General features: G+C 64.5%; 23 protein-coding genes. 15 read left to right on the top strand and 8 right to left on the bottom strand.

Annotated elements, in window-relative coordinates:
* Positions 1-17: 17 nt before the first annotated feature.
* The 3 genes from ntrX (at position 18) to hflX (ending at position 3276) form a co-directional block, all read left to right on the top strand.
* Entirely contained in the window at positions 18-1388 is a 1371-nt protein-coding gene (gene ntrX / locus FXB38_RS18025; RefSeq protein WP_148752256.1) for a nitrogen assimilation response regulator NtrX, read from the top strand.
* A gap of 248 nt (positions 1389-1636) precedes the next feature.
* Entirely contained in the window at positions 1637-1885 is a 249-nt protein-coding gene (hfq, locus tag FXB38_RS18020; protein ID WP_007591126.1) for an RNA chaperone Hfq, read from the top strand.
* An 11-nt stretch (positions 1886-1896) separates the two neighbouring features.
* Positions 1897-3276 carry a GTPase HflX gene (gene hflX / locus FXB38_RS18015; protein ID WP_187434958.1) on the top strand — a complete coding sequence of 460 codons (1380 nt, stop codon included), beginning with the start codon at positions 1897-1899 and terminating at the stop codon, positions 3274-3276.
* 150 nt (positions 3277-3426) lie between these two features.
* On the opposite strand, the gene mazG is transcribed toward hflX, so the two are convergent.
* Positions 3427-4287 (bottom strand): nucleoside triphosphate pyrophosphohydrolase, encoded by an 861-nt coding sequence (gene mazG / locus FXB38_RS18010; RefSeq protein ID WP_148752253.1) that lies wholly within the window; start codon positions 4285-4287, stop codon positions 3427-3429.
* Between the two features lie 126 nt (positions 4288-4413).
* On the opposite strand from mazG, the gene queC reads away from it, so the two are divergent.
* On the top strand, positions 4414-5127 hold the full coding sequence (queC, locus tag FXB38_RS18005) for a 7-cyano-7-deazaguanine synthase QueC (RefSeq protein ID WP_148752251.1): 714 nt from the start codon (positions 4414-4416) through the stop codon (positions 5125-5127).
* A gap of 107 nt (positions 5128-5234) precedes the next feature.
* On the opposite strand, the gene FXB38_RS18000 is transcribed toward queC, so the two are convergent.
* Genes FXB38_RS18000 through nthA form a run of 3 tightly spaced genes read right to left on the bottom strand, consistent with a single transcriptional unit; the run spans position 5235 to position 6906 of the window.
* A complete protein-coding gene (locus FXB38_RS18000; protein WP_148752249.1) occupies positions 5235-5615 on the bottom strand; it encodes a nitrile hydratase accessory protein in 381 nt (126 codons plus the stop codon).
* Positions 5615-6274, bottom strand: coding sequence for a nitrile hydratase subunit beta (nthB, locus tag FXB38_RS17995; RefSeq protein ID WP_148752248.1), 660 nt, complete (start codon positions 6272-6274; stop codon positions 5615-5617). Before nthB ends, FXB38_RS18000 begins: the two co-directional genes overlap by 1 nt.
* Complete coding sequence (nthA, locus tag FXB38_RS17990) at positions 6271-6906, bottom strand: nitrile hydratase subunit alpha (RefSeq protein ID WP_148752246.1); 636 nt, start codon at positions 6904-6906, stop codon at positions 6271-6273. Before nthA ends, nthB begins: the two co-directional genes overlap by 4 nt.
* A 122-nt stretch (positions 6907-7028) precedes the next feature.
* Between nthA and FXB38_RS17985 the strand changes: the two genes are divergently transcribed.
* The 5 genes from FXB38_RS17985 (at position 7029) to FXB38_RS17965 (ending at position 14131) form a co-directional block, all read left to right on the top strand.
* Positions 7029-7835 carry an enoyl-CoA hydratase/isomerase family protein gene (locus tag FXB38_RS17985; protein WP_148752244.1) on the top strand — a complete coding sequence of 269 codons (807 nt, stop codon included), beginning with the start codon at positions 7029-7031 and terminating at the stop codon, positions 7833-7835.
* 126 nt (positions 7836-7961) lie between these two features.
* A complete protein-coding gene (locus tag FXB38_RS17980) occupies positions 7962-10559 on the top strand; it encodes a sensor domain-containing diguanylate cyclase (RefSeq protein WP_148752243.1) in 2598 nt (865 codons plus the stop codon).
* Between the two features lie 105 nt (positions 10560-10664).
* Positions 10665-12107 (top strand): DASS family sodium-coupled anion symporter, encoded by a 1443-nt coding sequence (locus FXB38_RS17975; RefSeq protein ID WP_148752241.1) that lies wholly within the window; start codon positions 10665-10667, stop codon positions 12105-12107.
* Between the two features lie 250 nt (positions 12108-12357).
* On the top strand, positions 12358-13476 hold the full coding sequence (locus FXB38_RS17970) for a methionine ABC transporter ATP-binding protein (protein ID WP_246229951.1): 1119 nt from the start codon (positions 12358-12360) through the stop codon (positions 13474-13476).
* The gene (locus tag FXB38_RS17965; protein WP_148752239.1) at positions 13466-14131 is read left to right on the top strand and encodes a methionine ABC transporter permease; all 666 of its coding nucleotides are present in this window, start codon (positions 13466-13468) and stop codon (positions 14129-14131) included. Before FXB38_RS17970 ends, FXB38_RS17965 begins: the two co-directional genes overlap by 11 nt.
* A gap of 6 nt (positions 14132-14137) precedes the next feature.
* Here the strand turns inward: FXB38_RS17965 and FXB38_RS17960 are convergent, their stop codons facing one another.
* The gene (locus FXB38_RS17960) at positions 14138-15121 is read right to left on the bottom strand and encodes a helix-turn-helix domain-containing protein (RefSeq protein WP_148752237.1); all 984 of its coding nucleotides are present in this window, start codon (positions 15119-15121) and stop codon (positions 14138-14140) included.
* 182 nt (positions 15122-15303) lie between these two features.
* Here FXB38_RS17960 and FXB38_RS17955 point away from each other — a divergent pair, with 182 nt between their 5' ends.
* Both FXB38_RS17955 and FXB38_RS17950 read left to right on the top strand, forming a co-directional pair.
* Positions 15304-16500 (top strand): serine hydrolase domain-containing protein, encoded by a 1197-nt coding sequence (locus tag FXB38_RS17955; RefSeq protein WP_148752235.1) that lies wholly within the window; start codon positions 15304-15306, stop codon positions 16498-16500.
* A gap of 14 nt (positions 16501-16514) precedes the next feature.
* Positions 16515-18509 (top strand): primary-amine oxidase, encoded by a 1995-nt coding sequence (locus FXB38_RS17950; RefSeq protein WP_148752234.1) that lies wholly within the window; start codon positions 16515-16517, stop codon positions 18507-18509.
* Here the strand turns inward: FXB38_RS17950 and FXB38_RS17945 are convergent.
* A complete protein-coding gene (locus FXB38_RS17945) occupies positions 18506-19078 on the bottom strand; it encodes a helix-turn-helix domain-containing protein (protein WP_148752232.1) in 573 nt (190 codons plus the stop codon). The two genes, FXB38_RS17950 and FXB38_RS17945, sit on opposite strands and share 4 nt — an antisense overlap.
* 188 nt (positions 19079-19266) lie before the next feature.
* On the opposite strand from FXB38_RS17945, the gene FXB38_RS17940 reads away from it, so the two are divergent.
* Positions 19267-20082, top strand: a complete 816-nt coding sequence (locus tag FXB38_RS17940) for a hypothetical protein (protein WP_148752230.1) — start codon at positions 19267-19269, stop codon at positions 20080-20082.
* On the opposite strand, the gene FXB38_RS17935 is transcribed toward FXB38_RS17940, so the two are convergent.
* Both FXB38_RS17935 and FXB38_RS17930 read right to left on the bottom strand, forming a co-directional pair.
* A complete protein-coding gene (locus tag FXB38_RS17935; protein ID WP_148752343.1) occupies positions 20079-20954 on the bottom strand; it encodes an SMP-30/gluconolactonase/LRE family protein in 876 nt (291 codons plus the stop codon). The two genes, FXB38_RS17940 and FXB38_RS17935, sit on opposite strands and share 4 nt — an antisense overlap.
* A 35-nt stretch (positions 20955-20989) precedes the next feature.
* Positions 20990-21649, bottom strand: coding sequence for a GntR family transcriptional regulator (locus FXB38_RS17930; RefSeq protein ID WP_148752228.1), 660 nt, complete (start codon positions 21647-21649; stop codon positions 20990-20992).
* Between the two features lie 229 nt (positions 21650-21878).
* Here FXB38_RS17930 and FXB38_RS17925 point away from each other — a divergent pair, with 229 nt between their 5' ends.
* From FXB38_RS17925 to FXB38_RS17915, 3 genes are all read left to right on the top strand, one after another.
* Entirely contained in the window at positions 21879-22898 is a 1020-nt protein-coding gene (locus tag FXB38_RS17925; RefSeq protein ID WP_148752226.1) for a TRAP transporter substrate-binding protein, read from the top strand.
* Between the two features lie 74 nt (positions 22899-22972).
* A complete protein-coding gene (locus FXB38_RS17920) occupies positions 22973-23482 on the top strand; it encodes a TRAP transporter small permease (protein WP_148752224.1) in 510 nt (169 codons plus the stop codon).
* Positions 23483-23543: 61 nt separating this feature from the next.
* A complete protein-coding gene (locus FXB38_RS17915; protein WP_148752222.1) occupies positions 23544-24824 on the top strand; it encodes a TRAP transporter large permease subunit in 1281 nt (426 codons plus the stop codon).
* Positions 24825-24853 lie beyond the last annotated feature (29 nt).

Genomic DNA, 24853 nt, shown 5'->3' with positions numbered 1-24853 from the left:
AAGATAGGCGCGACCCCATGGCAAGTGAAATTCTGATTGTCGATGATGAGGCCGATATTCGGGATCTCGTTGCGGGCATCCTCGAGGACGAGGGTTTCGTCACCCGAACCGCACGCGACAGCGACTCGGCCTTGGCCGAAATCGCCAATCGCCGGCCGCATCTGGTGTTCCTCGACATCTGGCTGCAGGGCTCCAAGCTCGACGGCTTGCAGCTGCTCGAGCAGGTCAAGAAGGACAATGCCGATCTGCCTGTCGTGATGATCTCCGGCCACGGCAACATCGAGACCGCGGTCGCCGCGATCAAGCGCGGAGCCTATGACTTCATCGAGAAGCCGTTCAAGGCGGACCGGCTGATCCTGGTCGCCACCCGCGCGCTGGAAAACTCGCGGCTCAAGCGCGAGGTCAAGGAGCTGAAGCAGCTCGCGCCGAGCGCCAGCCAGCTCGTCGGCCGTTCCCCGAGCGTGAACCAGCTGCGCCAGACCATCGAGCGCGCGGCCAAGGCCAACAGCCGCATCCTGATCGTCGGCCCCGCCGGCGCGGGCAAGGAATTGGCCGCCCGTACGCTGCACACGGCCTCGGGCCGCGCCGACGGCCCCTTCGTCGTCATCAATGCCGCCGCGATCACGCCGGAGCGGATGGAGCACGAGCTGTTCGGCGTCGAGCAGTCCAACGGCGAGCAGCCGCGCAAGGCGGGTGCACTCGAGGAAGCCCATGGCGGCACGCTGTTCATCGACGAGATTGCGGACATGCCGCGCGAGACCCAGAACAAGATCCTGCGCGTGCTGGTCGAGCAGTCGTTCCAGCGCGTCGGCGGCACCGGCAAGGTTCAGGTCGACGTCCGAATCATCTCCTCGACCGCGCGCAACCTCGAGGAGGAGATCGCGGTCGGCCGTTTCCGCGAGGATCTCTATCATCGGCTTTCGGTGGTGCCGATCCGCGTGCCCGCGCTCTCGGAGCGGCGCGAGGACATTCCGGAGCTGATCGACTATTTCATGGAGCAGATCTCGGCCGGCAGCGGCCTGCCCAAGCGGCAGATCGGGCAGGACGCGATGGCGGTGCTGCAATCGCATGTCTGGCCGGGCAATGTGCGCCAGCTCCGCAACAACGTTGAGAGAGTCATGATTCTGGCCGCGGGCGGACCGGAGGTGATTATCACCGCCGATATGCTGCCGCAGGATGTCGGCTCGATGGTGCCGGCGATGCCGACCAGCAACAATGGCGAGCACATCATGGGCCTACCGCTGCGCGAGGCTCGCGAAGTGTTCGAGCGCGACTATTTGATTGCTCAGATCAGCCGTTTTTCAGGAAATATTTCTCGCACGGCCGAGTTTGTTGGCATGGAACGTTCGGCGCTGCATCGGAAGTTGAAGGCGCTGGGCGTCGGCTGAGGCCCCGGCGCCCCGGTCAGACCGCAGGGATAAGCGAGAAAAATCATCGATTTCCGTAGTTTTTCGGGGCAATCGAGCAGGCCCTGCCGCGTCAAGCGGCTTGCCTAACAAGCCGACCTGTCCTCTAATTGATCTGCCGTTCCTCCGAGGGGGATCTCATGAGGGACGGCAACCGGAAGAAGGCCTCTTTTTTGAAAACAGGGTCACGACCGGCGCAATAAAAAGAAACTCAAAGCGAGAAAAAAACAATGGCGGCAGACCGCGCACAAAACCTGCAGGACACTTTCCTCAATCACGTTCGCAAAACCAAAACGCCACTGACGATCTTTCTGGTCAACGGAGTGAAGCTCCAGGGCATCGTGACCTGGTTCGACAATTTCTGTTTGCTGCTTCGGCGCGACGGTCATTCGCAGCTCGTCTACAAGCATGCGATCTCGACCATCATGCCGGGCGCTCCGATCCAGCTGTTCGAAGGCGGCGAGGATCAGCCGGCTTGAGAGTGATCTGATTGGAACCCCGGAATTTCGACGGGGATGCCGACCGTCCGCGGTCGGCAGGGGCTAAGCAGACGGGGCGGGTGCTTGTCATCGGCCCCTATTTGCGAGTGCGCGCAGGCGGTGCCGACGCGCAATCGGAGAGTCACATCCAGCGCGACGCCGAGGCCCGGCTCGACGAAGCCGCCGGCCTCGCGCGCGCCATTGATCTCGTCGTTGCCGACGCCATCATCGCGCCGATCAGCCAGATCCGACCCGCGACCTATATCGGCAAGGGCAAGGTCGAGGAGATCGCCGCGCTGGCCAAGAGCCTCGACGCCGAGCTCGTGGTGATGGATTGCGCGCTGGCGCCGATCCAGCAGCGTAATCTCGAGAAGGAGCTGCACGCCAAGGTGCTCGACCGCACCGGGCTCATTCTGGAAATCTTCGGCCGCCGCGCCAAGACCAAGGAGGGCTCGCTCCAGGTCGAGCTTGCGCATCTCAATTACCAGCGCTCGCGCCTGGTGCGATCGTGGACCCATCTCGAGCGCCAGCGCGGCGGTTTCGGCTTCATGGGCGGTCCCGGCGAGACGCAGATCGAGGCCGACCGCCGCCTGATCCAGGAGCGCATCTCCAAGCTCGAGGGCGAGCTGAAGAAGGTGCAGGCGACGCGGCGGCTGCATCGCGCCGGCCGTCAGCGCGTGCCGTATCGCGTCGTCGCGCTGGTCGGTTACACCAATGCCGGCAAGTCGACGCTGTTCAACCGCCTGACCCGTGCCGACGTGCAGGCCGCCGACATGCTGTTTGCAACCCTCGATCCCACCTTGCGCGCGCTGACGCTGCCGCATGGCGGCAAGGCGATGCTGTCGGACACCGTCGGCTTCATCTCCAATTTGCCGACCCAGCTCGTCGCCGCCTTCCGCGCCACGCTGGAAGAGGTGCTGGAGGCCGACGTCATCCTGCATGTGCGCGACATCTCGCATGAGGATGCCGAGGCGCAGCAGAGCGACGTCGATGCGGTGCTGCGCCAGCTCGGTATCAATCCCGACGATTCCGGTCGCATCATCGAGGTCTGGAACAAGATCGACCGTTACGATGCCGAGCAACGCGAAGAGCTGCTCAACATCGCAGCGCGCAGGCCCGAGGATCATCCGGCGATGCTGGTCTCGGCTGTATCCGGCGAGGGGATCGACGCACTGCTCGCCACGATCGAGGAACGGCTGGCGGCCACGCGCACCACGCTCGACCTCTCCATCGACGCCGCCGACGGCGCCGGCATCTCCTGGCTGCACCGCAATTCCGAAGTGCTGGCGAAAGAGCTGCACGACGGCCGCTTCGACATGACCGTGCGGGTGGACGAGACCAAGCGGGATATCGTGGTGAACAGGTTCGACGCCGTGCCGCGCGTGGCGTGATCTCTCCCCACGTCGTCCCGGACAAGCGTAAGCGCAGATCCAGGACCCATGACCACGGACGGCTGGAATTGGCACGCTGGTGGCTCCAGCCTGCTTCAACATGTACGGTCGGGGTAATGGATCCCGGCCTTCGCCGCGACAACAGCGGAGTTAGCGGCGCGCTCCATTGCTGCTCTGGGCAGCAGGAGCGTTCTGCTCGTCACCCTTCGCCTCGTTCCACAGCGCATCCATCTCCGCCAGCGATGCCTGCTCCAATGTCCGGCCCTGCGCCTCCAGCGCCCGTTCGATGAACGCAAAGCGCCGCTCGAACTTCGCGTTGGTCGCGCGCAGCGCGGCTTCCGGATCGGCGTCGACATGGCGGACGAGGTTGACGAGGGCGAACATCAGGTCGCCGGTTTCTTCCGCGATCTCCTGCTTGTCGTTGCGATCCAGCGCCGCCTCGATCTCGTCGGCTTCCTCGCGGATTTTTTGCAAGACTGCGCGCGGATCGTTCCAGTCGAAGCCGACGGTCGAGGCCTTGCGCTGCAGCTCCATCGCGCGCGTCAGCGCGGGCTGGCCGGCCTTGACGCCCGACAGCAGCGAGTTGTGTGGCGGCGTTGCCTCCGGCGGCCGGCGCGCAGCGCGCTCGGCCTTTTCTTCGGACTTGATGCGGTCCCAGACTTCCTTGACGTGGGAGGCGGCGAGATTGCCGTCCTTGTCGGCAAAGACGTGGGGGTGACGGCGGATCATCTTGCGGGTGATGGCTTCGACGACATCGCCGAACGCAAATGCGTTCTGCTCCGAGGCCATCTGGGCGTGGAACACCACCTGCAGCAGGAGGTCGCCGAGCTCCTCCCTGAGATCGTCGAGATCGCCGCGGTCGATGGCGTCCACCACCTCATGGGCTTCCTCGATCGTGTAGGGCGCGATGGTCGCGAAATTCTGCTCGAGGTCCCAGGGGCAGCCGGTCACCGGCGTGCGCAGCGCGGCCATGATCTCGATCAGGCGGGAAATGTCGCGGGAAGGGGTCATTGCGGGGCAGTCTCCTGGGTCCAGAACCTTATGCCAAAAGCGGGCCGCCGATCCCAGCACCGGCATGCGGAACAGGCCAATTTCCACCGATTGGCGGGCCGCTTCCGCAGTGCTAAAGCGCGGGCCATGGGTGACGCATTTTCATCACAAACCGCGCTGGTGCTGTTCTCCGGCGGCCAGGATTCCACCACCTGCCTCGCCTGGGCGCTGAGCCGATTTGCGCGCGTGGAAACGCTGGGGTTCGCGTACGGGCAACGCCACGCTGTCGAGCTCGATTGCCGCGACCAGTTGCTCGAGGGCATCAAGGGTCTTCGCGCGGATTGGGCCGCAAAGCTTGGCGAGAGCCATACGCTGTCGATCCCGACGCTGGCGGCTGTCTCCGAGACCGCGCTGACGCGCGATGTCGCGATCGCGATGGGCGCCGATGGATTGCCCAACACCTTCGTGCCCGGCCGCAACCTGGTGTTCCTGACCTTCGCCGCGGCACTGGCCTACCGGCGCGGCATCACAGACATCGTCGGCGGCATGTGCGAGACCGACTATTCCGGCTACCCCGATTGCCGCGACGACACCATTCGCGCGATGCAGGCTGCGCTCTCGCTCGGCATGGCCCGCAAGTTCGAGCTTCATACGCCGCTGATGTGGATCGACAAGGCGGCAACGTGGAAGCTGGCGCATGACCTCGGCGGCGCGGGACTCGTCGATCTCATCCGGGAACAGTCTCACACCTGCTATCTCGGCGAACGCGGCGCGCAGCACGAGTGGGGTTATGGCTGCGGGGAGTGTCCGGCGTGCAGCTTGCGGGCGAAGGGCTGGCGGGAGTTTGTGGCGGGACGGTAGCGCCTCAATCTCCGCTGTCATTGCGAGGAGCCCTTGCGACGAAGCAATCCAGGCTGCCTCTACTGAGAGAATCTGGATTGCTTCGCTGCGCTCGCAATGACGGAGCCCTACGCAAAATCCTCGTCCCGCAGCTCGATCGGCTTGCCGTGCGGCGTGCGAACCGCCGCGTGGTCCCAGGCGTCGCGATAGCGATGCAGCGTGTCCATCGACGCAACACCCTTGCGTGCGACGAGGCCCTCCAGCGTGGCGAGCCAGTGCAGATAGTAGGTCTCGCCCGTATCCGGGTCGCCGGCGGCCTGCGCGCGCTTGATTTCGGAGGCCAAGGCTGCGGCCCATTCCGGCCAGGTGAACACGCCGCGGTCGTGCAGCGTCAGTGCCATCGCAAAAGCCTGCGCTTCCCAGGGCGCGCGGAACACCGGGCCGTCGTCATCGTGCGGAATGCTCGGAATGGCCGCCGTCGCGGCGGCAGCAGCAGCCTTGCTGCTCATCACGCCGGATCCAGATAGGGCTCGAACGCGTCGATCGAGACTTTCAGCGTCGGATCGCCATCCGCGCCCCAGAGATCGCGGCCTTCGAATACGACCGTGTAGAGCCATTGCGGGTTCTCGCCGAGCTCCATCGCCGCCGAATCCGGAAACACGTGGCAGCCGTGGTTCAGCTCGACCACGCCGACATGCCCGCGCACATAGCGCGGCAGCCGCGTGTGCGTGGTCGGATGGATGTTTTTCGCACGGACGCGATCGCCGATGTTGAACCTGGCCGGCGCAGGCGCAGGGCGGGCGAACTTGCCGCGCACCATGATGCGCTCGACATTGGCGAGGTCGAACTTGCCGTGCTTGAGCGCCTTGCCGGGCTGCATCGCATGGCCGGCGGCGACTTCCTCGCGGGTGAGGTAGCCCTTCTCGATCAGCATCTCCTCGAGACCGAGGAACCATTTTTTGTAGTAGGAACTGGAGAGGTAGACATGCGGCGGCAGTGTCTCGCGATAGAAGCGCGAGGTGTCGATGTTGAACGCGCCGGCCGCGCCCATCGCGCGCACCATCGCCAGCACGCGGGACTCCCACGCCTCGTGGAACATCGGCTCGTTCGGCTCGGGCTCGACCTTGCCAAAACCGTCCATGCCGCCCATGTCGTGGACGCCGTTCACGACGGGGCTCCGGGCGTCCTGGGGAATCCCGTACCGATCATCGAGTCTCGCGTAACGAGGCCGGCGAGCTGCTCCTCGCTCCAGCCTTCCGCGCCCGCGGGGCGCATCGGCAGCACCAGGAAGCGCGTCTCTGCCGTGGAATCCCAGACCCGAATTTCCATGTCCGTCGGCAGCGTCACGCCGAAATCGGCAAGCACGCCGCGCGGATCCCTAACCGCGCGCGAGCGGTAGGGCGAGGCCTTGTACCAGACCGGCGGCAGCCCGAGCATTTCCCAGGGGTAGCAGGAGCACAGCGTGCACACGACCATGTTGTGACGCTCGGGCGTATTCTCGACCACGACGAGATGGTCGCCGACGCGGCTGACATGGCCGAGCGTTCCGATCGCCTTGCTGCCGTCCTCCAGCAGCGCCTTCTTGAACGCCGGATCGCTCCAGGCCTTGGCGACGACGCGCGCGCCGTTATGCGGACCGATCTTGGTCTCGTAGGCTTGGATGATGGCGTCGAGCGCGGCCGGCTCGACATAGCCTTTTTCGGTCAGAATCGTCTCGAGCGCGCGCACGCGCAGCTCGGTCTCCGACAGTTCCGAATGATCGTGGTCGTGGTGATGATGGTGGTCGTGATCGTGGCTCATGGCGAAAGATTAAGCGAAACCTTCCCTGCCTGTCGAGGGTTCGTTGCAGCGCAATCCGGCCACGTATTCGTGACGGCGTTTGTGCGCTACGATCAGGCAAAAATCAGCTTCGGAGACGCGCCATGAAAGACTTCGTCAAGATCGAGAAGGGCCTCGGTCCCGAGGGGCGGATCGCGGTGGTGCGGTTCGACCGCCATGATGGCATCAACGCCTTGTCGCCGGAGGCGATGCGCCAGCTCACGGCGGCGGCGCGCAGCTTCGAGGATGATGCGGCGACGACCGCCGTGGTGTTGACGGGCAATGCGGGCGCGTTCAGCGCCGGCTTCGACCTGAAGGACGCCGAAGGGCGCTCGCGCAAGGAGATGGATCTTGGTGCGCTGCGGCGGCATCTCAAGCTCGGACCGCGGCTCACCCATGCCTGGCAGGAGATGGAGCAGATCACCATCGCTGCGATCGAAGGCTTTTGCGTCGGCGGCGGCGTGGCGCTGGCGGTCGCGCTCGACTTTCGCGTGATGGGCAGCGATGCGCATCTGCGCGTGCCCGAGATCGGGCTCGGCATGAACATGAGCTGGCAGAGCATCCCGCGCATGCTGCATCTGATGGGGCCGGCCCGCACCAAGCAGGCGGTGATCCTGGCCGACGAGCGCATCTCGGCTGACGAGGCCTATCAATGGGGCCTGGTGGAGCAGGTCGTCGATCCCGGCAAGGCGTTCGACGCGGCGATGGAGCTCGCGTGGAAGGTCGCCGCACAGCCGCCGCTCTCGGTCGCGATGACGAAGCTGACCGTCAACCGGCTCGCGCATGCGCTCGACGATCTCGCCAGCCACATGGATATCGACCAGTTCGCGCTGGCGAGCCTCAGCGAGGACCACAAGGAGGGCATCGAAGCATTCCTGACGCGGCGCAAACCTAAGTTTAGAGGAAGGTAGCCAACCCTTTCTTTACCGCTTTGCGCAGGAGAGACGCGCCGCAAACCCATTCTCAATGCCGCCTGCGATATCCACCCCGCATGTTTCTGCCCAGGGGTGGGCGCTTGTGGTTAAGGGATTGCAGCCATGGCATTGCGGGGCATGTTGGGATCGGCGCGGACGCGAACCATCGCCGCGACCGGTGCCATTCTCGTTGTTGGGCTTTCGCTGACCTTCGCGGCGCGCGTGCTGTCCGAAAGGATGCTTGCGGCCGACATGCAGCGCCGCTTCAGCGCCGACGCCGCCGATATCTCCGCAGCCGTCGGTGAACGCCTGCGCACCCATGCCGAGGTGCTGGTCAGCATGCAGGGGCTCTATGCCTCGATCGGCGGCACCGTCGACCGGGCGCAGTTCCGCCGCTACATCGACGTGCTCGACCTCGGCCGCCGCTATCCCGGTTTCCAGGCGCTGCAAGCGCTCCGTCATGTCACACCAGACGGTCTCGACGCATTCCTTGCCGAAGTGCGCGCCGACGGCAGCGTGGATTCCGCAGGCCAGCCCGATTTCGCGCTGAAGCCGCCCGGCAAGCGCGCGGTCTACGACATCGTTGAATTCGTCGAGCCGATACGCGGCAATGAGGATGCGCTCGGCTTCGACGCCGCAGCCAATCCGGCGCAACTCGATTCCCTGCGGCGTACGGCCGAGACGGGCCGCATCGTCGCGACACCGCCGGTCAAGCTGGTGCAGGATCGCTCGGGCGGCCTCGGCTTCATCCTGCGCGCACCGATCTATCGCGCGGGCGAGCCGGCCCAGACCCCGTCGCAGCGTGTTGCCGCATTGCGCGGTTTCGTCGCCTCGGTCTATCGCATGAACGATCTGATGCGCGGCGTGCTCGATCCGCGCTCGCTGCAGCAGATGCAGGTGCAGATCGTCGATCGCGGCTATGCCAAGCAGGCCAGGGACGGCACCATGAGCGGCGAGGCGGAGGACCCGACCGCGGCCTCGACGCTGATGTACAACAGCACCGAGCCGAACGTCAGCCTGGTCTCGCAAGTCGCCGAGCCCGGCGGCGTCGCGGCCGATCGTTCGCTGGTCGTCGGCGAGCGGGTCTGGCGCCTCGTGTTCAATGCCCGGCCGGGATCGATCTATGCGGTCGACCATGTCGTGCCTGATCTGGTGCTCGCCAGCGGAGCCGTGATCACGCTGCTGATCGCGTTGATTGCGGGCATTGGCCTCCGCTCGCGCCGGCTGTTTGGGAACCTCATGGCGCTCGACGCCGAGCAGCGCGCGCTGGTCGACAATCCCCTGGCCGGCATCCTGTTCACCCGCGGGCACAAGATCCTGCGCAGCAACCGGCGCGTCGCCGAGTTGTGCGGACGATTGTCCGACGAGCTCCAGAACGAAACGGTGGAATCGCTGCTCGCATCCGACGCCGACAGTCAGGTCTTCGGCGCGACGCTGACCAAGATCCGCGACAGCGCGATGGCGAGCGCCGCGCAGCTTCACCTGCGCCGCAAGGACGGCTCCACGGTCCTGATCGACGCCTATGGCAAGCCGCTGCCCTCGGCGCGCGGCGGCGAGGGCGAGATCCTCTGGATCGTCCAGGACAAGACCGATGTGATGCTGGCGGAAGCCGAACGCGCCGAGCATGCCAGGCAATTGCAGGACACCAACGCGCGGTTGACGTCATCGCTGAAGGCATCCGAGATCCGCACCAAGGAAATCGCGCTTTTGACCGAACTCTCCGGCGTGCTCCAGTCCTGCCAGAAGCCGGACGAGATCTTTGCGGCCGTGGAAACCTATGCCGGCTTCCTGTTTCCCGACGAGGCCGGCGCGCTGTACCTGATGAACGATGCCCGCGACGGCGTGACCCGCGGGCCGCGCTGGGGCGAGGTGACCTCGACCGCGCAGGCATTCGCTCTCGACGATTGCTGGGCGTTGCGCCGCGGCACCAAGTTCCCGGTCTCGGAGGCGAGCCAGGGCCTCGTATGCGGCCACGCCTGCTGCGAGGCCGGAATCGGCACTTACCTCTGCCAGCCGCTGATCGCGCAGAACACGCTGCTCGGCGTGCTCTATCGCGAGGCCGCCGGCACGTCGTTTGCCGACGATACCGATCAGCTCGCAACGATGCTGGCCGAGCAGATTTCGCTGGCGCTCGCCAACCTGCAGCTTCGCGAGCAGTTGCGCAGCCAGGCCATCCGCGACCAGCTCACCGGTCTCTACAACCGCCGCTTCCTCGAGGATGCGCTGGCGCGTGAATCCGGCCGTGCGATGCGCACCGGCGAGACGATGGCGCTTTTGATCATCGACGTCGACCATTTCAAGAAGATCAATGACACCTTTGGCCACGAGTCCGGCGACGCGGTGCTGCGTGAGCTCGGCACTGTGCTCGAGAAGACGATCCGCAAGACCGATATCGTCGGCCGCTTCGGCGGCGAGGAATTTTTGGTGCTGATGCCGGGCGCCGATATCGATGCCGCGCTCGCGCGCGCCAATGCCGTGCTCGATGCTGTCAGGGCGATGCATGTCGACATCCCCAACGGCGCGCCGCTGCGCAACATCACGGCGTCGATCGGCCTGGCCGTGACGCCACTCCATGTGCCGAAGGGCGACATGCTGGTGGCGGCCGCCGACGCTGCGCTGTATCAGGCCAAGGGGCAGGGCCGTAACCGAGTCGTCGAATCCGACCGCCGCTCTCTCATGGCACCGCCGGCGCCGCTCGCCAAGACGGGGACAGAGGGCTAGGCGGCTTCGCGCAGGCATTGAAACGCCCGCCGATCTGTGCCGTAACAGGCTTTGGCGGCAGCGGCTCGGTCAGCGATCCCGCGCGCGCCGCGGGAGGGACCGAGAATGCATCGCTGGAAGCTGATCGCGCCGCTGGTGGTATGGCTGGCGATTTATTTGTGGCCAGTGCCGGCAGGTCTCAACGTCAATCAGTGGCACTATTTTGCCGTGTTCGCGGCCGTCATCACCGGACTGATCCTGGAATCGATGCCGGTCGGTGCGGTGGGCCTGATCGGGCTGACGGTCGCCGGCGTCGGCGGCTATATCGATGCCGATCCCGGCAAATCGCTGCGCTGGATGCTCGCCGGCTTTGCCGAGAGCACGGTGTGGCTGATCGTCGGCGCCTTCGTGTTCTCGATCGGCTATCGCAAGAGCCAGCTTGGCCGGCGCATCGCGCTGGTGCTGGTGCGGCGCCTCGGCACCAACACGCTCGGCCTCGGCTATGCGGTCGCGATGTCGGACTTCCTGCTTGCACCCGCAACGCCGTCCAACACCGCGCGCAGCGGCGGCATCGTCTATCCCATCATCAGCAACATCCCGCGCATCTACGGCTCCGAACCGGGACCGACCGCCGGCAAGATCGGCACTTACGTGATGTGGACCGCCTTCGCGGCGACCGCGATCACGAGTTCGCTGTTCTTCACCGCGCTGGCACCGAACGCAGCAGCACTCGCGATCGCCAAGAAGACGGTCGGCGTCGATGTCAGCTGGGGCCAGTGGTTCATCGGCTTCGCGCCGCTCGGCATCCTCCTGATGATCCTCGTGCCGCTGCTCAGCTACGCGATCTGCCGGCCGGAGGTGAAGCGCAGCCCCGAGATTTCCGAATGGGCGGCGAAGGAGCTCGCGGAGATGGGGCCGATGTCGCGCAACGAGTGGATCATGCTGGTGCTGATTATCCTCGCGATGTTCCTGTGGATCGCGGGCTCGAGTCCGGACATCCACGTGCCCTTGCTCGGCTCGAACTTCGTCAATGCCACGACCGTCGTCTTCATCGTGATCTCGCTGATGCTGGTCACCGGCGTGATCGAGTTCGCCGACATCGCCAGCGAGAAGAGCGCCTGGGAGGTGTTCTTCTATTTCACCTCGCTGTTGACGCTGGCTTCGGGACTGAACGAGATCGGCTTCATCAAATGGTTCGCCAATGAATTCGCCAAGCCGCTCACAGGGCTCACGCCATCGACCGCGATGATCCTCTTGGTCGCGCTGTTCTTCTGGATCCACTATTTCTTCTCGAGCATCACCTCGCATGCGGCGGCCGTGCTGCCGGTGGTGCTCGCTGTCGGCTCCGGCATCCCCGATCTGCCGGTCCCGACGCTCGCCGCGCTCTGCATGTATTCGCTCGGCCTGATGGGCGTGATCTCGCCTTACGCCACCGGGCCGGCGCCGATGTATTACGGCAGCGGCTATATCGGGAAGGGCCAGTTCTGGGGTTTTGGCCTGATCTTCGGGGGGCTCTATTTCGCAGGGCTGCTGCTGATCGTGCTGCCCTGGCTCGCAATGGTCCGGTAAGCCCGCCGCAGGCGGATACCCCCGGCAGATGAATTTTCTTTCCAGCCGGGGGATTGGGAAAACTTCGCCCAACTCCCCGCAAATATCTGAAATTGCAAGAAAGACCGGAAAAGGCGATGGTGTGTTGCAGCGCAGCGTCGCCGTTGGGCGACTGCCTTGTTCCACCCTCCGTCGCTTGGACAGCGAGAGACCTTGTTTTCGTGCGCCTTCCGGGCGACCGAGCTAAATATCGTGCATGAAAGCCGCTTCCATGAATGCGCACCCATCGCTGGTGATCGGAGAGCCGGTCGAGATCCAAGACGCCGCGGCTCAGCCGGAGGCGATGGTCCGGTTCGAGAATATTTCGAAGACCTATCCGGCCTATCGCGGCAAGCCCGGCGTCAACGCGCTGCAAGGCATCGACTTCGAGATCGCGCGCGGTTCCATCACAGGCGTGATCGGCCGCTCCGGCGCCGGCAAGTCGAGCCTAGTCCGGCTCATCAACGGCCTCGAGAAACCCACGACGGGCTGCATCGTCGTCGATGGCAAGGATATCTCGGCGCTTACGGGGCGGGACTTGCGGCTGGCGCAGCGGTCGATCGGCATGATCTTCCAGCACTTCAACCTGCTGTCGTCGCGCACTGCGGCTGACAACATCGCGCTGCCGCTGGAGATCGCCGGCTGGTCAAAAGTCGACATCCGCGCGCGCGTGGCCGAGTTGCTCGACCTCGTCGACATCGCCGACAAGCACGACCGCTACCCCTCAGAACTGTCCGGCGGACAGAAGCAGCGCGTCGGCATTGCCCGGGCGCTGGCGACGCGGCCGAGCGTGCTGCTGTCGGACGAGGCGACCTCGGCGCTCGATCCGCAGACCACGCGCGCCATCCTCGACCTGCTCGCCAACATCAACCGCGAGCTCGGGGTGACCATCGTGCTGATCACCCATGAAATGTCCGTGGTGCGCCAGCTCGCCAGGGAAGTCGTCGTGTTGGATGCCGGCCACGTCGTCGAGAGCGGCCACGTCGCCGAGATTTTCACTCACCCCAAACACCCGATCACGCAGTCCTTCCTGGCCGAGGTCACCGGCGACAGCCTGCCGGTCTCGCTGGCCAGCCGGATCGTGCAGGAAGAGGGCAGCCAAGCCGTGATCCGTGTCCAGGTGCGCGGGGCAGGGGCCGGCGATACGCTGATCGCGCGGCTCGCCCGCGAGCTCGGCCTCGACGTCTCGCTGCTGTCGGCGCGCATCGACGAGATCGGCGGGCAGCATGTGGGCTCGCTGGTGCTCGGCATACCCATTGGCATTTCTGGCGGCGAGGGCGCAGCAACGCGCACGCTGGCCTGGCTGTCTCAATACCAATTCTCGGCGGAGCGTCTCGGCTATGTCGCCTGAACTCATCAATCTGATTATCCAGGCCACGGGAGAGAGCCTGTACATGGTCGGCATCGCGGCGCTGCTCGGCACCGCCTTCGGCCTGCCGCTCGGCGTCTTCCTTGCGACCAGCCGGAAGGGCGAGCTGTTCGCTGCTCCCGCCGTCAATCGCGTGCTCGGCATCGTCGTCAATGCGACGCGCTCCACGCCCTTCATCATCCTGGTCGTGGCCATCATCCCGTTCACGCGGCTGATTGCCGGCACTTCGATCGGCTCGACCGCGGCGATCGTGCCGCTGACGATCGCGTCGGCGCCGTTCATTGCGCGCCTCGTCGAGGCCGCGATCCGCGAGGTCGATGGTGGCCTGATCGAGACTGCGTCCTCGTTCGGGGCCTCGCCGATCCAGATCGTGTTCAAGGTGCTGATCCCCGAGGCGCTGCCCGGCCTGCTGCTGGCGCTGACGCTCGCAGTCGTCAGCCTGCTCGGCTATTCCGCCATGGTCGGCGCCGTCGGTGGCGGCGGGCTTGGCGATCTCGGCATCCGCTACGGCTACCAGCGCTTCATGCCGGAGATGATGCTGGCCGTCGTGGTCGTGCTGATCGCGCTGGTGCAGCTGGTCCAGAGCGCCGGCGATTATCTGGCTCGCCGGGTCAACCGCCGGCTGCGGCACCGCTGACAGGAGTCAGGCGGTAAGCTTCGCGCGCCGCAACGTCTCCGAGGGAAGCTCGGAGAAGTGGCGCTTGTAGTCGAGCGAGAACTGGCTGAAGTGCCAGAAGCCGTGCTGCACGGCGATGTCATAGACTGACGTCCCGGCGCCGCGCTTGAGGTCGCGACGGACGCGGTTCAGCCGCATCGCGCGCCAATAATGCATCGGGCTCGTGCCCAGAACTTCCTGGAAGCAATAGCCGAGCTTGCGAGGGCTGGCGCCGACGGCCTTGCAGACCTCAAGCAGGGAGAGGGAGCGGTCGCCGCTGCCATGCATCAGCGCGCGCGCGCGGTCGACGGTGCGCTTGCGCGCTGCAGCGCTGCGGCCGGGATCGGCAGAGTGCGCCGTCGGCAGCATGTCCATGATCTCGACGAGGAGGGCATCTTCCAGCGCCTGCCGGGCGGCCGGATCGTCGAAACGCCCGGGCGCCTTTGTGATGGTCTCCTGGATCGCCGTGAGAAGCTGGCGCAGCCGCGCGACCGGCGCATCGGCCATCTCCATCGCCCGCAGCTGGTGCCAGACCGCGCGTGGCAGCTCGATGTCGAGGTTGGCAGCCAGCTCCTCGATCAGCGCCGCGCTGGTGACGACGCCGCGAAACTCGAATGCCTTCGGCGTGCACATGTCGACTTCGGCATCGATGCAGGCGATCACCTGGGTGCCTGCGACGCTGGCGCCGTTGCAATTGATCTCGCCGTCGCCGTGCCAGCGCAGCCCGATGCCAAAGCTGTCGGCACCGAGCTGGCCGTATTGGCGGACCTGCTGGCTGGTGATCTCGCGAAACACCTCGACGCGCGGCAGGGAGAGCTGGGTAAAGCTTCCCATGAACGCGCCGGCACTGATCTGGTCGTAGCTCAGCCGCCAGCGGCCGAGCGCCGCGCAATGCTCGTCCACATCGTTGCTACTCGCCTGAAACAGGCTGGCAGCCGAGTCTTGAATCGGAAGAGTTGTGCTTAAGGCCATGACAATACGTCGGAATCCGGTAACGGAGCAGCCAGCAAGAACCACGCCAGACTGGCATGGCTATCGCGCCTGTCCAGCAAAATATTGCCGGATCTCGATAACGCCCGATGGGGCCGGCGTGCAGTCTTCCCATTGCCATTCCCGGCATCGGGGCCGGGATCACGTTCTGCGGGGGGATCGAGATGCGACCGACCGAGATCATGCGCGGCAGCCCGCCCGCGCCCGAGGCCCAGGTGACGAGCGCCAATTGGCGTAGCTTTCCAGCCATCCGCTGGGGCTTTACCCACACCCGCGAAGTGCTGCCGACCGCCGAAATCCGCCGGTCGGCACATCCGACGCCTATCGCGAGCGCGCCGCGCGAATTGGCAAAACTCGGCTACACCGCGCCCGACGGCAAGGCGACCACCATCGAAGCCACGTTGCGCGAGACGTTTGCCGATACGCTACTCGTCATGCACCGAGGCACGCTGATCCACGAATGGTACGGCGACGGCATGAGCGTGACCACGCCGCATCTGATCTGCTCGATCAGCAAGGCGGTCGCCGGCACGCTCGGCGGCGTGCTGGCCGGGCGCGGCCTGGTCGATCCGGAGGCGAGGGTAGTGCGCTATGTGCCGGAGCTCGAGACCTCGGTCTACGGCACCTGCACGGTCCGCAATCTCCTCGACATGACGGTCGCGATCAAATTCGAGGAGGATTATGAGGACCCGGCCGGCGACGTCGCGCGCTACCGCTTCTCGTCAGGCTGGGACGTGCCACCGCCCGGCGTCGAGCCTGGCCATCAGCGGGCCTATCTCGCCACGCTCCGCGGCACCGGCAAGCCGCATGGCAAGGTGTTCCACTACGTCTCCACCAACACCGAGGTGCTCGGCTGGGTCTATGAGCGCGCCTGCGGCATGCCCTACCATCGCATCCTCTCCGAATATCTCTGGCAGCCGATGGGCGCCGAGGAGGACGGCTCGCTGACGCTCGACAGCCACGGCATGGGCCGCCTCGCCGGCGGTATCTCCGTCACCGCGCGCGACCTGCTGCGCTTCGGCGAGATGATGCGCAATCGCGGCGTGGTGGAGGGGCGGCAGATCGTACCGGGCTGGTGGATCGACGACATCCGCGAGAACGGCGACACCAAGGCGTGGGCCGATGGTGACCTCGCCGAGTTCTTCCCGGGCGCGCGCTATCGCAGCAAATGGTTCACGATCGATCCGGCGCGCAACGCGCTCACCGCGATCGGCATCCACGGCCAGCACCTCTATGTCGATCTCGACTCGGACACCGTCATCGTCAAGCTCGCGACGCAGCCCAAGGCGATGGATGTCCCGATCGACCAACGCTGGTTCGCGGCCTTCCGCGCCATCACGACACATCTAGCTCCGCGCTGACGTCAGGACATCATATGCTCGATACCGTCAAAGAAAAATCGTCGACGCAAACTGCCGCACCGCATCCACTCGATCCGCTAACGGCAGACGAGATCACCGCTGCCTGCACGCTGGTGCGTGCCGCGGCGACCTCGCCGGAAAACTGCCGCTTTCCGACGGTGCGGCTGGAGGAGCCGACCAAGCTGGAGCTGGCCGCAGGCGGGACGCCGCGCCGCGCCTTCGCGCTGACGCTCGACGTGGTGACGGGCGAGGCGATCGAGCATATCGTCGATCTCGCACACAGCGAGATCATCGTGCGGAAGGTCGTTCCGAACCGCGAGGCGCCCTATGGGCAGCCGTCGGTGATGCTGGAAGAGTTTTTCAAATGCGAGGCCGTGGTCAAGGCCGATCCGGGCTGGCGCAAGGCGATGGTTCGGCGTGGCCTCACCGACAAGGACATCGAGCTGGTCCAGGTCGATCCGTTCTCGTCGGGCTTCTTCGATTTCGCGTATGAGCGCGGCGCGCGCATCGTTCGCGCCGTCAGCTTCTTTCGCGAGCACCTCCAGGACAACGGCTACGCCCATCCGATCGAGGGCGTGGTCGCCGTCGTCGACCTGATCGGCGGCAAGGTCATCGATCTCACCGATGCGGACCCGATCGTGCCGATCCCGCGCAAGAAGCGGAATTATGGCGCGCATGAAGTCACCAATCCGCGCACTGACATCAGGCCGCTGCATATCGAGCAGCCCGAGGGCGCGAGCTTTCGCGTCGATGGCTGGAAGGTGGACTGGCAGAAATGGAGCTTTCGCGTCGGCTTCACGCCGCGCGAGGGGCTGGTGCTGCATCAGCTCGGCTATCAGGACGGGATGCGCAAGCGGTCGCTGATCCATCGCGCCAGCGTCACCGAGATGGTGGTGCCTTACGCCGATCCGACCGCGAACCATTTCTGGAAGTCGGCGTTCGATGCCGGCGAATACGGGCTCGGCACGCTCGCCAACGCGCTCGAGCTCGGCTGCGACTGCCTCGGCAACATCCATTATTTCGACGTGTCGGCCGCCGACAACAATGGAAAACCCTTCGTCATGCAGAACGCCATTTGCATGCATGAAGAAGACTACGGAATTGCCTGGAAACACTACGAATTCCGCAACGGCCTGTTCGAGGTCCGCAGATCCCGCCGCCTCGTGATCTCGTTCTTCGCCACCGTCGGCAATTACGATTACGGCTTCTACTGGTACCTCTACCAGGACGGCACGATCCAGCTCGAGACCAAGCTCACCGGCATCATCCAGACCGCCGCCGTGCAGCCGGGCGAAAAGTACAAATGGGGCGGCATGGTCGACGACAATCTCGGCGGCCCGACGCATCAGCACTTCTTCAACGTGCGCCTGCACATGGATCTCGACGGCGGCGGCAACACCGTCACCGAGCACGATTTCGTGCCGCGACCCTGGGGCCATGATAATCCGCACGGCAACGCGTTCGACACCACGACGCGCGTGCTGTCGCACGAGCGCGATGCCGCCGCCATCGCCAATGGCGAGACCGGCCGGTTCTGGAAGATCAGTAACCCCAACGAGACCAATTCGGTCGGCAATGCGCCCGCCTACAAGCTCGTGGTCAATCCGAGCCCGCTGATGCTGGCGCAGGAGGGCAGCTACGTGCGCAAGCGCGGCGGCTTCGCCACCAGGCATGTCTGGGTCACCGCGTTCGATCGGGACGAAAAATACGCCAGCGGCGATTATCCCAACAACCATGCCGGCGGCGACGGCTTACCGCGCTACGCCGCGCAGAACCGCAACATCGAGAACACCGATATCGTGGTGTGGCACTCCTTCGGCCACACTCATATCTGCAAGCCCGAGGATTTTCCAATCATGCCGGTCGAGTATGCCGGCTTCACGCTGAAGCCGACCGGCTTCTTCGCGGCCAACGCCGCCGGCGACATCCCGCCGGAGCGCAACAGCCGCAGCGTGCTGGCCGGTGATCCGCAGAACGCGGACGGCGCCTCGTGCTGCCACAAGGGCTAGCGGAGGAGGGGCTCGAATTTGTCGCTGGCGCCCAGCCCGGCCGGCGGCATTGCGATCGACGCCGGACCTGCCACGAGACTGTCGAGATCGACCAGCAGCAGATCGGCCATGTGGGTAAGCTGGTGCAGAGGGATGCTGATCTCACCGCTCTCGGCACGTGAGACGAACTCGGGCGAGACGCCGACGAGGTTCGCAATCTGGGCCTCGGTATAGCCACGCGCCTCGCGCGCGCCTTTGACCTGAGCGCCAATATGCTGCCTGTGCAAGGCCTGCTCTTCCTCCGTCATCATTAGCGCCTGCTCATCCGCGCTGGCGACGCCATCGGCGAACGCGACGCCGAGCAGGCGGCGCTTCTGCCAGGCCACGCGGCAGGTCTTTCGCAAGCCGTCGGCAAAGACCAGCGTGGCCTCTTTCGGGAACGCCAGCGACCAGTCGAGCTTCAGCCGTGCGCCGGTGCCGGACACGTCCGCGATGGTGCAGGGAATGCTCACGGTGCCCCTGGCGCCGTCAAATTCGATGATCCCGGTCCTCGCCGTGGATTGCCTGGTCGCAGCGCGCAATTCGCTCATGGACGTCGCTCCCGGATGCCCGGCACTTGCTGAAGAATCTGCAGCTGATTTTACCTCTCGGGTTCCCTGCGCTCAATCGAACCCGGCAGGCATGGTGAAGGATTCGTTCTCGGGCCGAGCAGGATGAACCTTCCGACCCTGCACGGTCACAAAGACTGGAGATCGCTCCCAGCCTTCCGGAATTTGCAATGAGATCGCTCGCCGTGCTCTGCCTGCTCGCCTTCGCCGCGCCCGCACATGCGGCCACGCCCGAGCAGCACTATCTCGATCTGCGCGACCGCTACATCGCAAAATTCTCCAAAGCCAAGGAGAGTGACGAGACCTTCAAGCAGCACGACGCCGCGCTTGACGAGCTGACCGGTGTGCTGCGCGGCCTGGTCGGTCCCGTCACGATCAAGGGGCTGCCGGCAGAGGGCAAATCGAACACCGACACGCTGTTCAAGGGAGACTCGGGCTTCGGCCATCTCGACGGGCTCGGTTTCGCCTCAGAGGGCGACAAGCTTCAGGCCGTGGTGACCACGACCACTTTGCTTAAGCGCTGGCTGCGCGAGCACCGCGAGGACGGCATGCCGCAGGAGATCGATGCGGCGTTCAAGTCGGATCGCTTCTACTATCAAGCGATCCAGGACTCTGCCTTCGCCAAATATGCCGAGCTGCCGATCACCAAACCCACATCCGCGAGCGCCGCAGTCGCCGTGCTCGGCGTGCGCGGCAATGGCGACCTGAAAGGGCCGCCGCACGAGATCGACGTGGTCGCGATCCAGGGCGAGAAGGTGTTCTTCCTCGCCGCAACCGAGGCCGTGAAAACGACGGAGATCCCGGCCTGCGAGAAGGTCTGGAAGCAGATGATGGCCAAAAAGGTCCCTCAGGATTCCATGGCTAGGGAAGACCAGGCGATGGACGCCTACACAAAGTGCTTCGCCAGGGAGGCGCCGAGCCAGAGCTGGTACGCGGCAGCCGTCAAGAAGGCACAGAGCCAGCTCGAGCTGCTGCCGCTGCGCTAACCGGCCAGGAAACGGTGTTCCGGCAGACCCTGCGCGACGCCGTGAATGGCAAGGACATGACCCGCCTGAGGCTCGACGCTGAGCTGCCGCTGATCCAGGAATTTCCGCGCCGTCGTCACAAACAGCGTTTTGAGGTCGCTTCCTCCGAAGCAAAGGCAGGTCGGATTGGTGACCGGCAGCGCAATGACCGTGTCGATCGTCCCGTCCGGCCGATAGCGCGCCACCCGGCCGCCCGAAAAGAATGCCGTCCAGAGCCCGCCGGCAACGTCGACGCAGGCGCCGTCGGGTCGCTCCTGCGAGGCGCTGTAATCCGCAAACAGGCCTCTGTTGCGGATCACGCCGTCATCGAGATCGAAGTCGAACGCCCATGTGCGGTATCGCCGGGTGTCCGTGAAATAGAGCGTGCGATTATCAGGCGAGAACGCAATCCCGTTGGTCACGATGACATCGCCGAAGATGCGTGCCACCTGTCCGTCTCCGGTCACGCGAAAGAGCGCCCCATTCGGGCGATGCAGCTGATTGTCCATGGTGCCGATCCACAGCCGGCCACGGGCGTCGACCCGGCCGTCGTTGAGACGGTTGTCGAGGCCGTATTCGACGTCGATGACGGTCTGCCGATGGTGGAGGGTCAAATCCTGCGCGAGCAGATGCGAACCGTCTGCCGCCAGGGCCTGGCTGCCGAGGAATTGGCAATCGTAGGAGGTCACGTGATGGGCGCCCGTCGCCGGGTCGAAGGACTGATGCAGCCTGCCGTCGATGTCGATCCACCACAGCTTGCGGGAACGGTCGCACCACAATGGCGTCTCGCCAAGGATATCCGTGCTGGCGATTGCGGTCTCGACCTTGCCGGGGGAAATCGAATTCATGGTCATGTCGACGATTTGATCTTGCGGGCAGGCGAGGGCGATCAGGCGTCCTTCCAGGAGGACAGGGCATGCGCGACGCAGCCATCGATGTGCTCGCTCAGCACGGCCCGGGCGCTCTTGATGTCGCGCTTCAACGCGCATTCCAGCAGCGCCTTGTGCTGGTTGATCGTCTCCGTGCCGCGATAGCGCAGCGCATAGCGGAAGTATTTGTCGAACACGACCGCGTGGGTATGCATCAACTCGCGCGACCCGCAGCTCGAAATCAGCGCCTGGTGGAATTCGCCGTCGTAGCGCTTGCGCAGCTCGGGATCGTCGCCCTCCCTCAGCACGGTGCGCTCGGTCGCAGCCAACTTGTGATGCGCCGAGACCACGCGGCCTTCCCACTCGACATCGCCGGCGCGGAACGACTCGGCCATGGCATGGTGCTCCAGCAGGATGCGCAGATCGGCGAGCTCACGCAGGTTCTGGATCGAGATCGGCGCCACCTCGAATCCGCGCTGGCCTTCGGCCACCACGAACCCCTCGGACGTGAGGCGATTGAGGATCTCACGCAGCGTCGAGATGCTGACGCCGTAGTCTTCCTTCATCGCATCGAGCCTGAGACGCCCGGAGGGCGTCAGCACGCCGAAAATGATGTCGGAGCGGATGCGCTGATAGCCGCTGTCGCCCGCCGACAAAGGCCGTTCCTCGAGTGCCGTCATGCCTTCTGATCCCGATTGTCCGGACCGCCGTTCGCCCTTGCTGCAGGCGAACCGTCAATGTTGCCAGCACTATAGCAGACTCAAAACATCTAACGTCTATAGAAATCTCATATGAAATTGATAATGTCGTTTGACATGAAAATATATCTATGATGTCTGAATAAGCTGAGGGTACGGAAAAATGAGCGCTTAAGCCGCCGTTCGTGCCCGAGGGAACAGGGAGGAAACGATGAGCTTGTTGGTACGGGCGCTGTCGGCGACGGCGATCTGCGTGGCGCTGACGGTCGGCGCATCCGCCGCGGATGACATCCAGGAGCGGACGATCAGGTGGGGGCACCTGAACAACACCGACCACCCCGTCAGCTTTGGCGTACGGAAATTCGCCGAGATCCTGCTGGCGAAGAGCGGGGGCAAGATGAAGGTCCGCGAGTTCGCGGCCTCACAGCTCGGAAACGAGTTGCAGCAGCAATCCGCGCTGCGCGGCGGCACTCAGGAGATGCTGTCGGCCTCGACGACATCGCTCGCGACGGTCGTGCCGGAATTTGGTCTTATCGATTTCCCATTCCTGTTCAACACGACCGAGCAGGCCGATGCGCTCGCGACCGGCAAATTCGGCACGGCAATGCTCGATACCTTGCCGTCGAAGGGGCTGATCGGCCTCGGCTATTGGGGCCTCGGCTTCCGCAACGTCACCAACAGCACTCGCCCGATCACCAAGCTCGAGGATTTCAGCGGCCTCAAGCTTCGCGTGATTCCGAACCCGGTCTATCTCGAGACCTTCGGCGCCTTTAAGGCCAATCCGGTCCCGATGGCCTTCGGCGAGCTCTATTCGGCGCTGGAGACCCGCACCGTCGACGGCGAGGAGAATCCCTACACGGTCATTCTCTCCAACAAATTCTACGAAGTGCAGAAATACGTCTCCGCCACCAATCACACCTTCACGCTGAACATCATTCTGGTGAGCAAGATCTTCTGGGACAAGCTGTCGCCGACCGAGCAGCGCCTGATGCGGGAGGCCTATGAAGAGAGCCGCGGCTACCAGAAGGAGCAGACGCGCGCTCAGACCGAAAAGGCGCTGGCGGAATTGCAGGCCAAGGGCATGCAGTACAACGCGATCGCTCCCGAGGAGACCGAGCGCATGCGCAAGACGTCGCAGCCGGTCGCGGACAAGATTGCTGCCAGTCTTCGTCCCGAGACCGTGAAGCTCTTCAACGACGAAGTCGAGCGCATCCGCAAGGACGTGAAGTAGCCGACTTCTTTCATCACGCGGGCGGCGGAGCCGGCCAATGGCCGGCTCACCCCTGACTTGCCGGGACGTCACGCATGGCGCGAGCTCTTGACCTCTATTGCAGCTTCCTGAAGGTCGTCATTGCCGCGTGTCTTGCGGTCATGGTCGTGCTGGTGTTCGGCAACGTCGTTCTGCGTTACGGCTTCAACTCCGGCATCGCAATTTCCGAGGAGCTGTCGCGCTGGCTCTTGGTCTGGCTGACCTTCCTCGGCGCCATCGTCGCGCTGCGCGAGCACGCCCATCTGGGTGTCGATAGTCTGGTCCGGATGTTGCCGGCCTCCGGCAAGCGCATCTGCTTCGTCGTCAACTACTGCCTGATGCTGTTTGCCGATTGGCTGCTGCTCTCGGGCAGCTGGCGTCAGACCATCATCAACATCGACGACCGGGCGCCGGCGACCGGTCTGTCGCTCGGTATCTTTTACGCCGTCGGCGTGATCTTCGGCGCGTCGGCAGCGGTGATCCTTCTCTACGACCTCTTCCGTGTCCTCGCCGGGCAGGCCAGCGAAGCCGACATGGTGGCCATCAGGGAATCGGAAGAGCACTGATGTTGCCGCACCGAATCTTGCCGTTTGGCACGCGCATCCTGCAAACCACCAGGACCATGCCATGACGATTGCCGTCTTCACCTTCTCGCTGCTCGGCGCCATGGCGCTCGGCATGCCGATCGCCTTCGCGCTGATCGTTTGCGGCGTGGCTCTGATGAGCACGATCGACATGTTCGACGCCCAAATCGTGGCGCAAAACGTCATCAATGGCGCGGACAGCTTTCCGCTGATGGCCATTCCCTTCTTCATGCTCGCAGGCGAGGTCATGAACAAGGGCGGCCTGGCCAAGCGCATCGTCAATGTCGCGCTCGTTGCAGTCGGGCATTTTCGCGGCGGACTGGGTTACGTCACGATCCTGGCGTCCTGCATTCTCGCCTCGCTGTCGGGCTCGGCCGCGGCCGACGCCGCGGCGCTTGCGGCCCTTCTGGTGCCGATGATGGTGGCGGCTGGACACAAGAAGTCCTATGCGGCGGGCCTTGTGGCAGCCGGCGGCATCATCGCCCCCGTGATTCCGCCCAGCATCGGGTTCGTCATTTTCGGCGTCGCCGCCGGCGTCTCGATCTCAAAACTGTTTCTGGCGGGCATCGTACCCGGGTTGCTGCTCGGAGCAGGGCTTTGCCTCGCCTGGGCCTGGGTGGTGCGGCAGGAGAACCTGACGCCACCCCCGAGAGCCTCCTTGCACGAGATCATGAAGGCTGTCATCGACGGATTCTGGGCGCTGATGCTGCCCGTCATCATCGTGGTCGGTCTGCGTTTCGGCATCTTCACGCCCACCGAAGCCGCGGTCGTCGTCGCCGTCTATGCGCTGTTCGTGGCGACCTGCATCTATCGTGAATTGAAGCTGTCGCAGCTTTATGAGGTGTTCGTTTCCTCCGCGGTGACGACGAGCATCGTGATGTTCCTGGTCGCGGCCGCGCTGGTGTCCTCCTGGCTCATCACCGTATCGGAGATTTCCGCACAGGTCGTTGATCTCCTGAAGCCATTCATGGGCAACAACACATTGCTGATGCTCGCAATCATGGTCGTGGTGGTGATCGTCGGAACCGCGCTCGACATGACGCCGACGATCCTGATCCTGACGCCGATCCTGATGCCGATCATCAAGGCGGCGCATATCGATCCCGTCTATTTCGGCGTGCTCTTCATCATCAACAATGCGATTGGCCTCATCACGCCGCCGGTCGGCGTGGTGCTGAACGTCGTTTGCGGTGTTTCCAGGATCAGCATGGAGGACATCATCAAGGGTGTCTGGCCCTTCATGATCGCGCAACTGATCGTCCTGTTCGCGATGGTCTTGTTCCCGGGACTGGTGACGATCCCGGCCAAGTGGTTCGGCGGCTAGCGTATCGGACATAACGGAACGGAGCAGGG

Source organism: Bradyrhizobium cytisi, assembly GCF_008123515.1.
Lineage (GTDB): Bacteria > Pseudomonadota > Alphaproteobacteria > Rhizobiales > Xanthobacteraceae > Bradyrhizobium > Bradyrhizobium cytisi.
This window is presented reverse-complemented; position numbering and strand designations above follow the sequence as displayed.

Coding starts and splice junctions, on each gene's coding strand:
- FXB38_RS17930 (WP_148752228.1), bottom strand. CDS start 21,649: ATGACGGCACTCGAGGAACGGCCTTTGTCGGCGGGCGACAGCGGCTAT.
- FXB38_RS17975 (WP_148752241.1), top strand. CDS start 10,665: ATGCATCGCTGGAAGCTGATCGCGCCGCTGGTGGTATGGCTGGCGATT.
- ntrX (WP_148752256.1), top strand. CDS start 18: ATGGCAAGTGAAATTCTGATTGTCGATGATGAGGCCGATATTCGGGAT.
- nthA (WP_148752246.1), bottom strand. CDS start 6,906: ATGAGCCACGATCACGACCACCATCATCACCACGACCACGATCATTCG.
- FXB38_RS17985 (WP_148752244.1), top strand. CDS start 7,029: ATGAAAGACTTCGTCAAGATCGAGAAGGGCCTCGGTCCCGAGGGGCGG.
- FXB38_RS17935 (WP_148752343.1), bottom strand. CDS start 20,954: ATGACCATGAATTCGATTTCCCCCGGCAAGGTCGAGACCGCAATCGCC.
- FXB38_RS17955 (WP_148752235.1), top strand. CDS start 15,304: ATGCGACCGACCGAGATCATGCGCGGCAGCCCGCCCGCGCCCGAGGCC.
- FXB38_RS17970 (WP_246229951.1), top strand. CDS start 12,358: ATGAATGCGCACCCATCGCTGGTGATCGGAGAGCCGGTCGAGATCCAA.
- FXB38_RS17950 (WP_148752234.1), top strand. CDS start 16,515: ATGCTCGATACCGTCAAAGAAAAATCGTCGACGCAAACTGCCGCACCG.
- FXB38_RS17940 (WP_148752230.1), top strand. CDS start 19,267: ATGAGATCGCTCGCCGTGCTCTGCCTGCTCGCCTTCGCCGCGCCCGCA.
- FXB38_RS17945 (WP_148752232.1), bottom strand. CDS start 19,078: ATGAGCGAATTGCGCGCTGCGACCAGGCAATCCACGGCGAGGACCGGG.
- FXB38_RS17965 (WP_148752239.1), top strand. CDS start 13,466: ATGTCGCCTGAACTCATCAATCTGATTATCCAGGCCACGGGAGAGAGC.
- FXB38_RS18000 (WP_148752249.1), bottom strand. CDS start 5,615: ATGAGCAGCAAGGCTGCTGCTGCCGCCGCGACGGCGGCCATTCCGAGC.
- FXB38_RS17960 (WP_148752237.1), bottom strand. CDS start 15,121: ATGGCCTTAAGCACAACTCTTCCGATTCAAGACTCGGCTGCCAGCCTG.
- hfq (WP_007591126.1), top strand. CDS start 1,637: ATGGCGGCAGACCGCGCACAAAACCTGCAGGACACTTTCCTCAATCAC.
- queC (WP_148752251.1), top strand. CDS start 4,414: ATGGGTGACGCATTTTCATCACAAACCGCGCTGGTGCTGTTCTCCGGC.
- FXB38_RS17915 (WP_148752222.1), top strand. CDS start 23,544: ATGACGATTGCCGTCTTCACCTTCTCGCTGCTCGGCGCCATGGCGCTC.
- FXB38_RS17920 (WP_148752224.1), top strand. CDS start 22,973: ATGGCGCGAGCTCTTGACCTCTATTGCAGCTTCCTGAAGGTCGTCATT.
- FXB38_RS17980 (WP_148752243.1), top strand. CDS start 7,962: ATGGCATTGCGGGGCATGTTGGGATCGGCGCGGACGCGAACCATCGCC.
- mazG (WP_148752253.1), bottom strand. CDS start 4,287: ATGACCCCTTCCCGCGACATTTCCCGCCTGATCGAGATCATGGCCGCG.
- FXB38_RS17925 (WP_148752226.1), top strand. CDS start 21,879: ATGAGCTTGTTGGTACGGGCGCTGTCGGCGACGGCGATCTGCGTGGCG.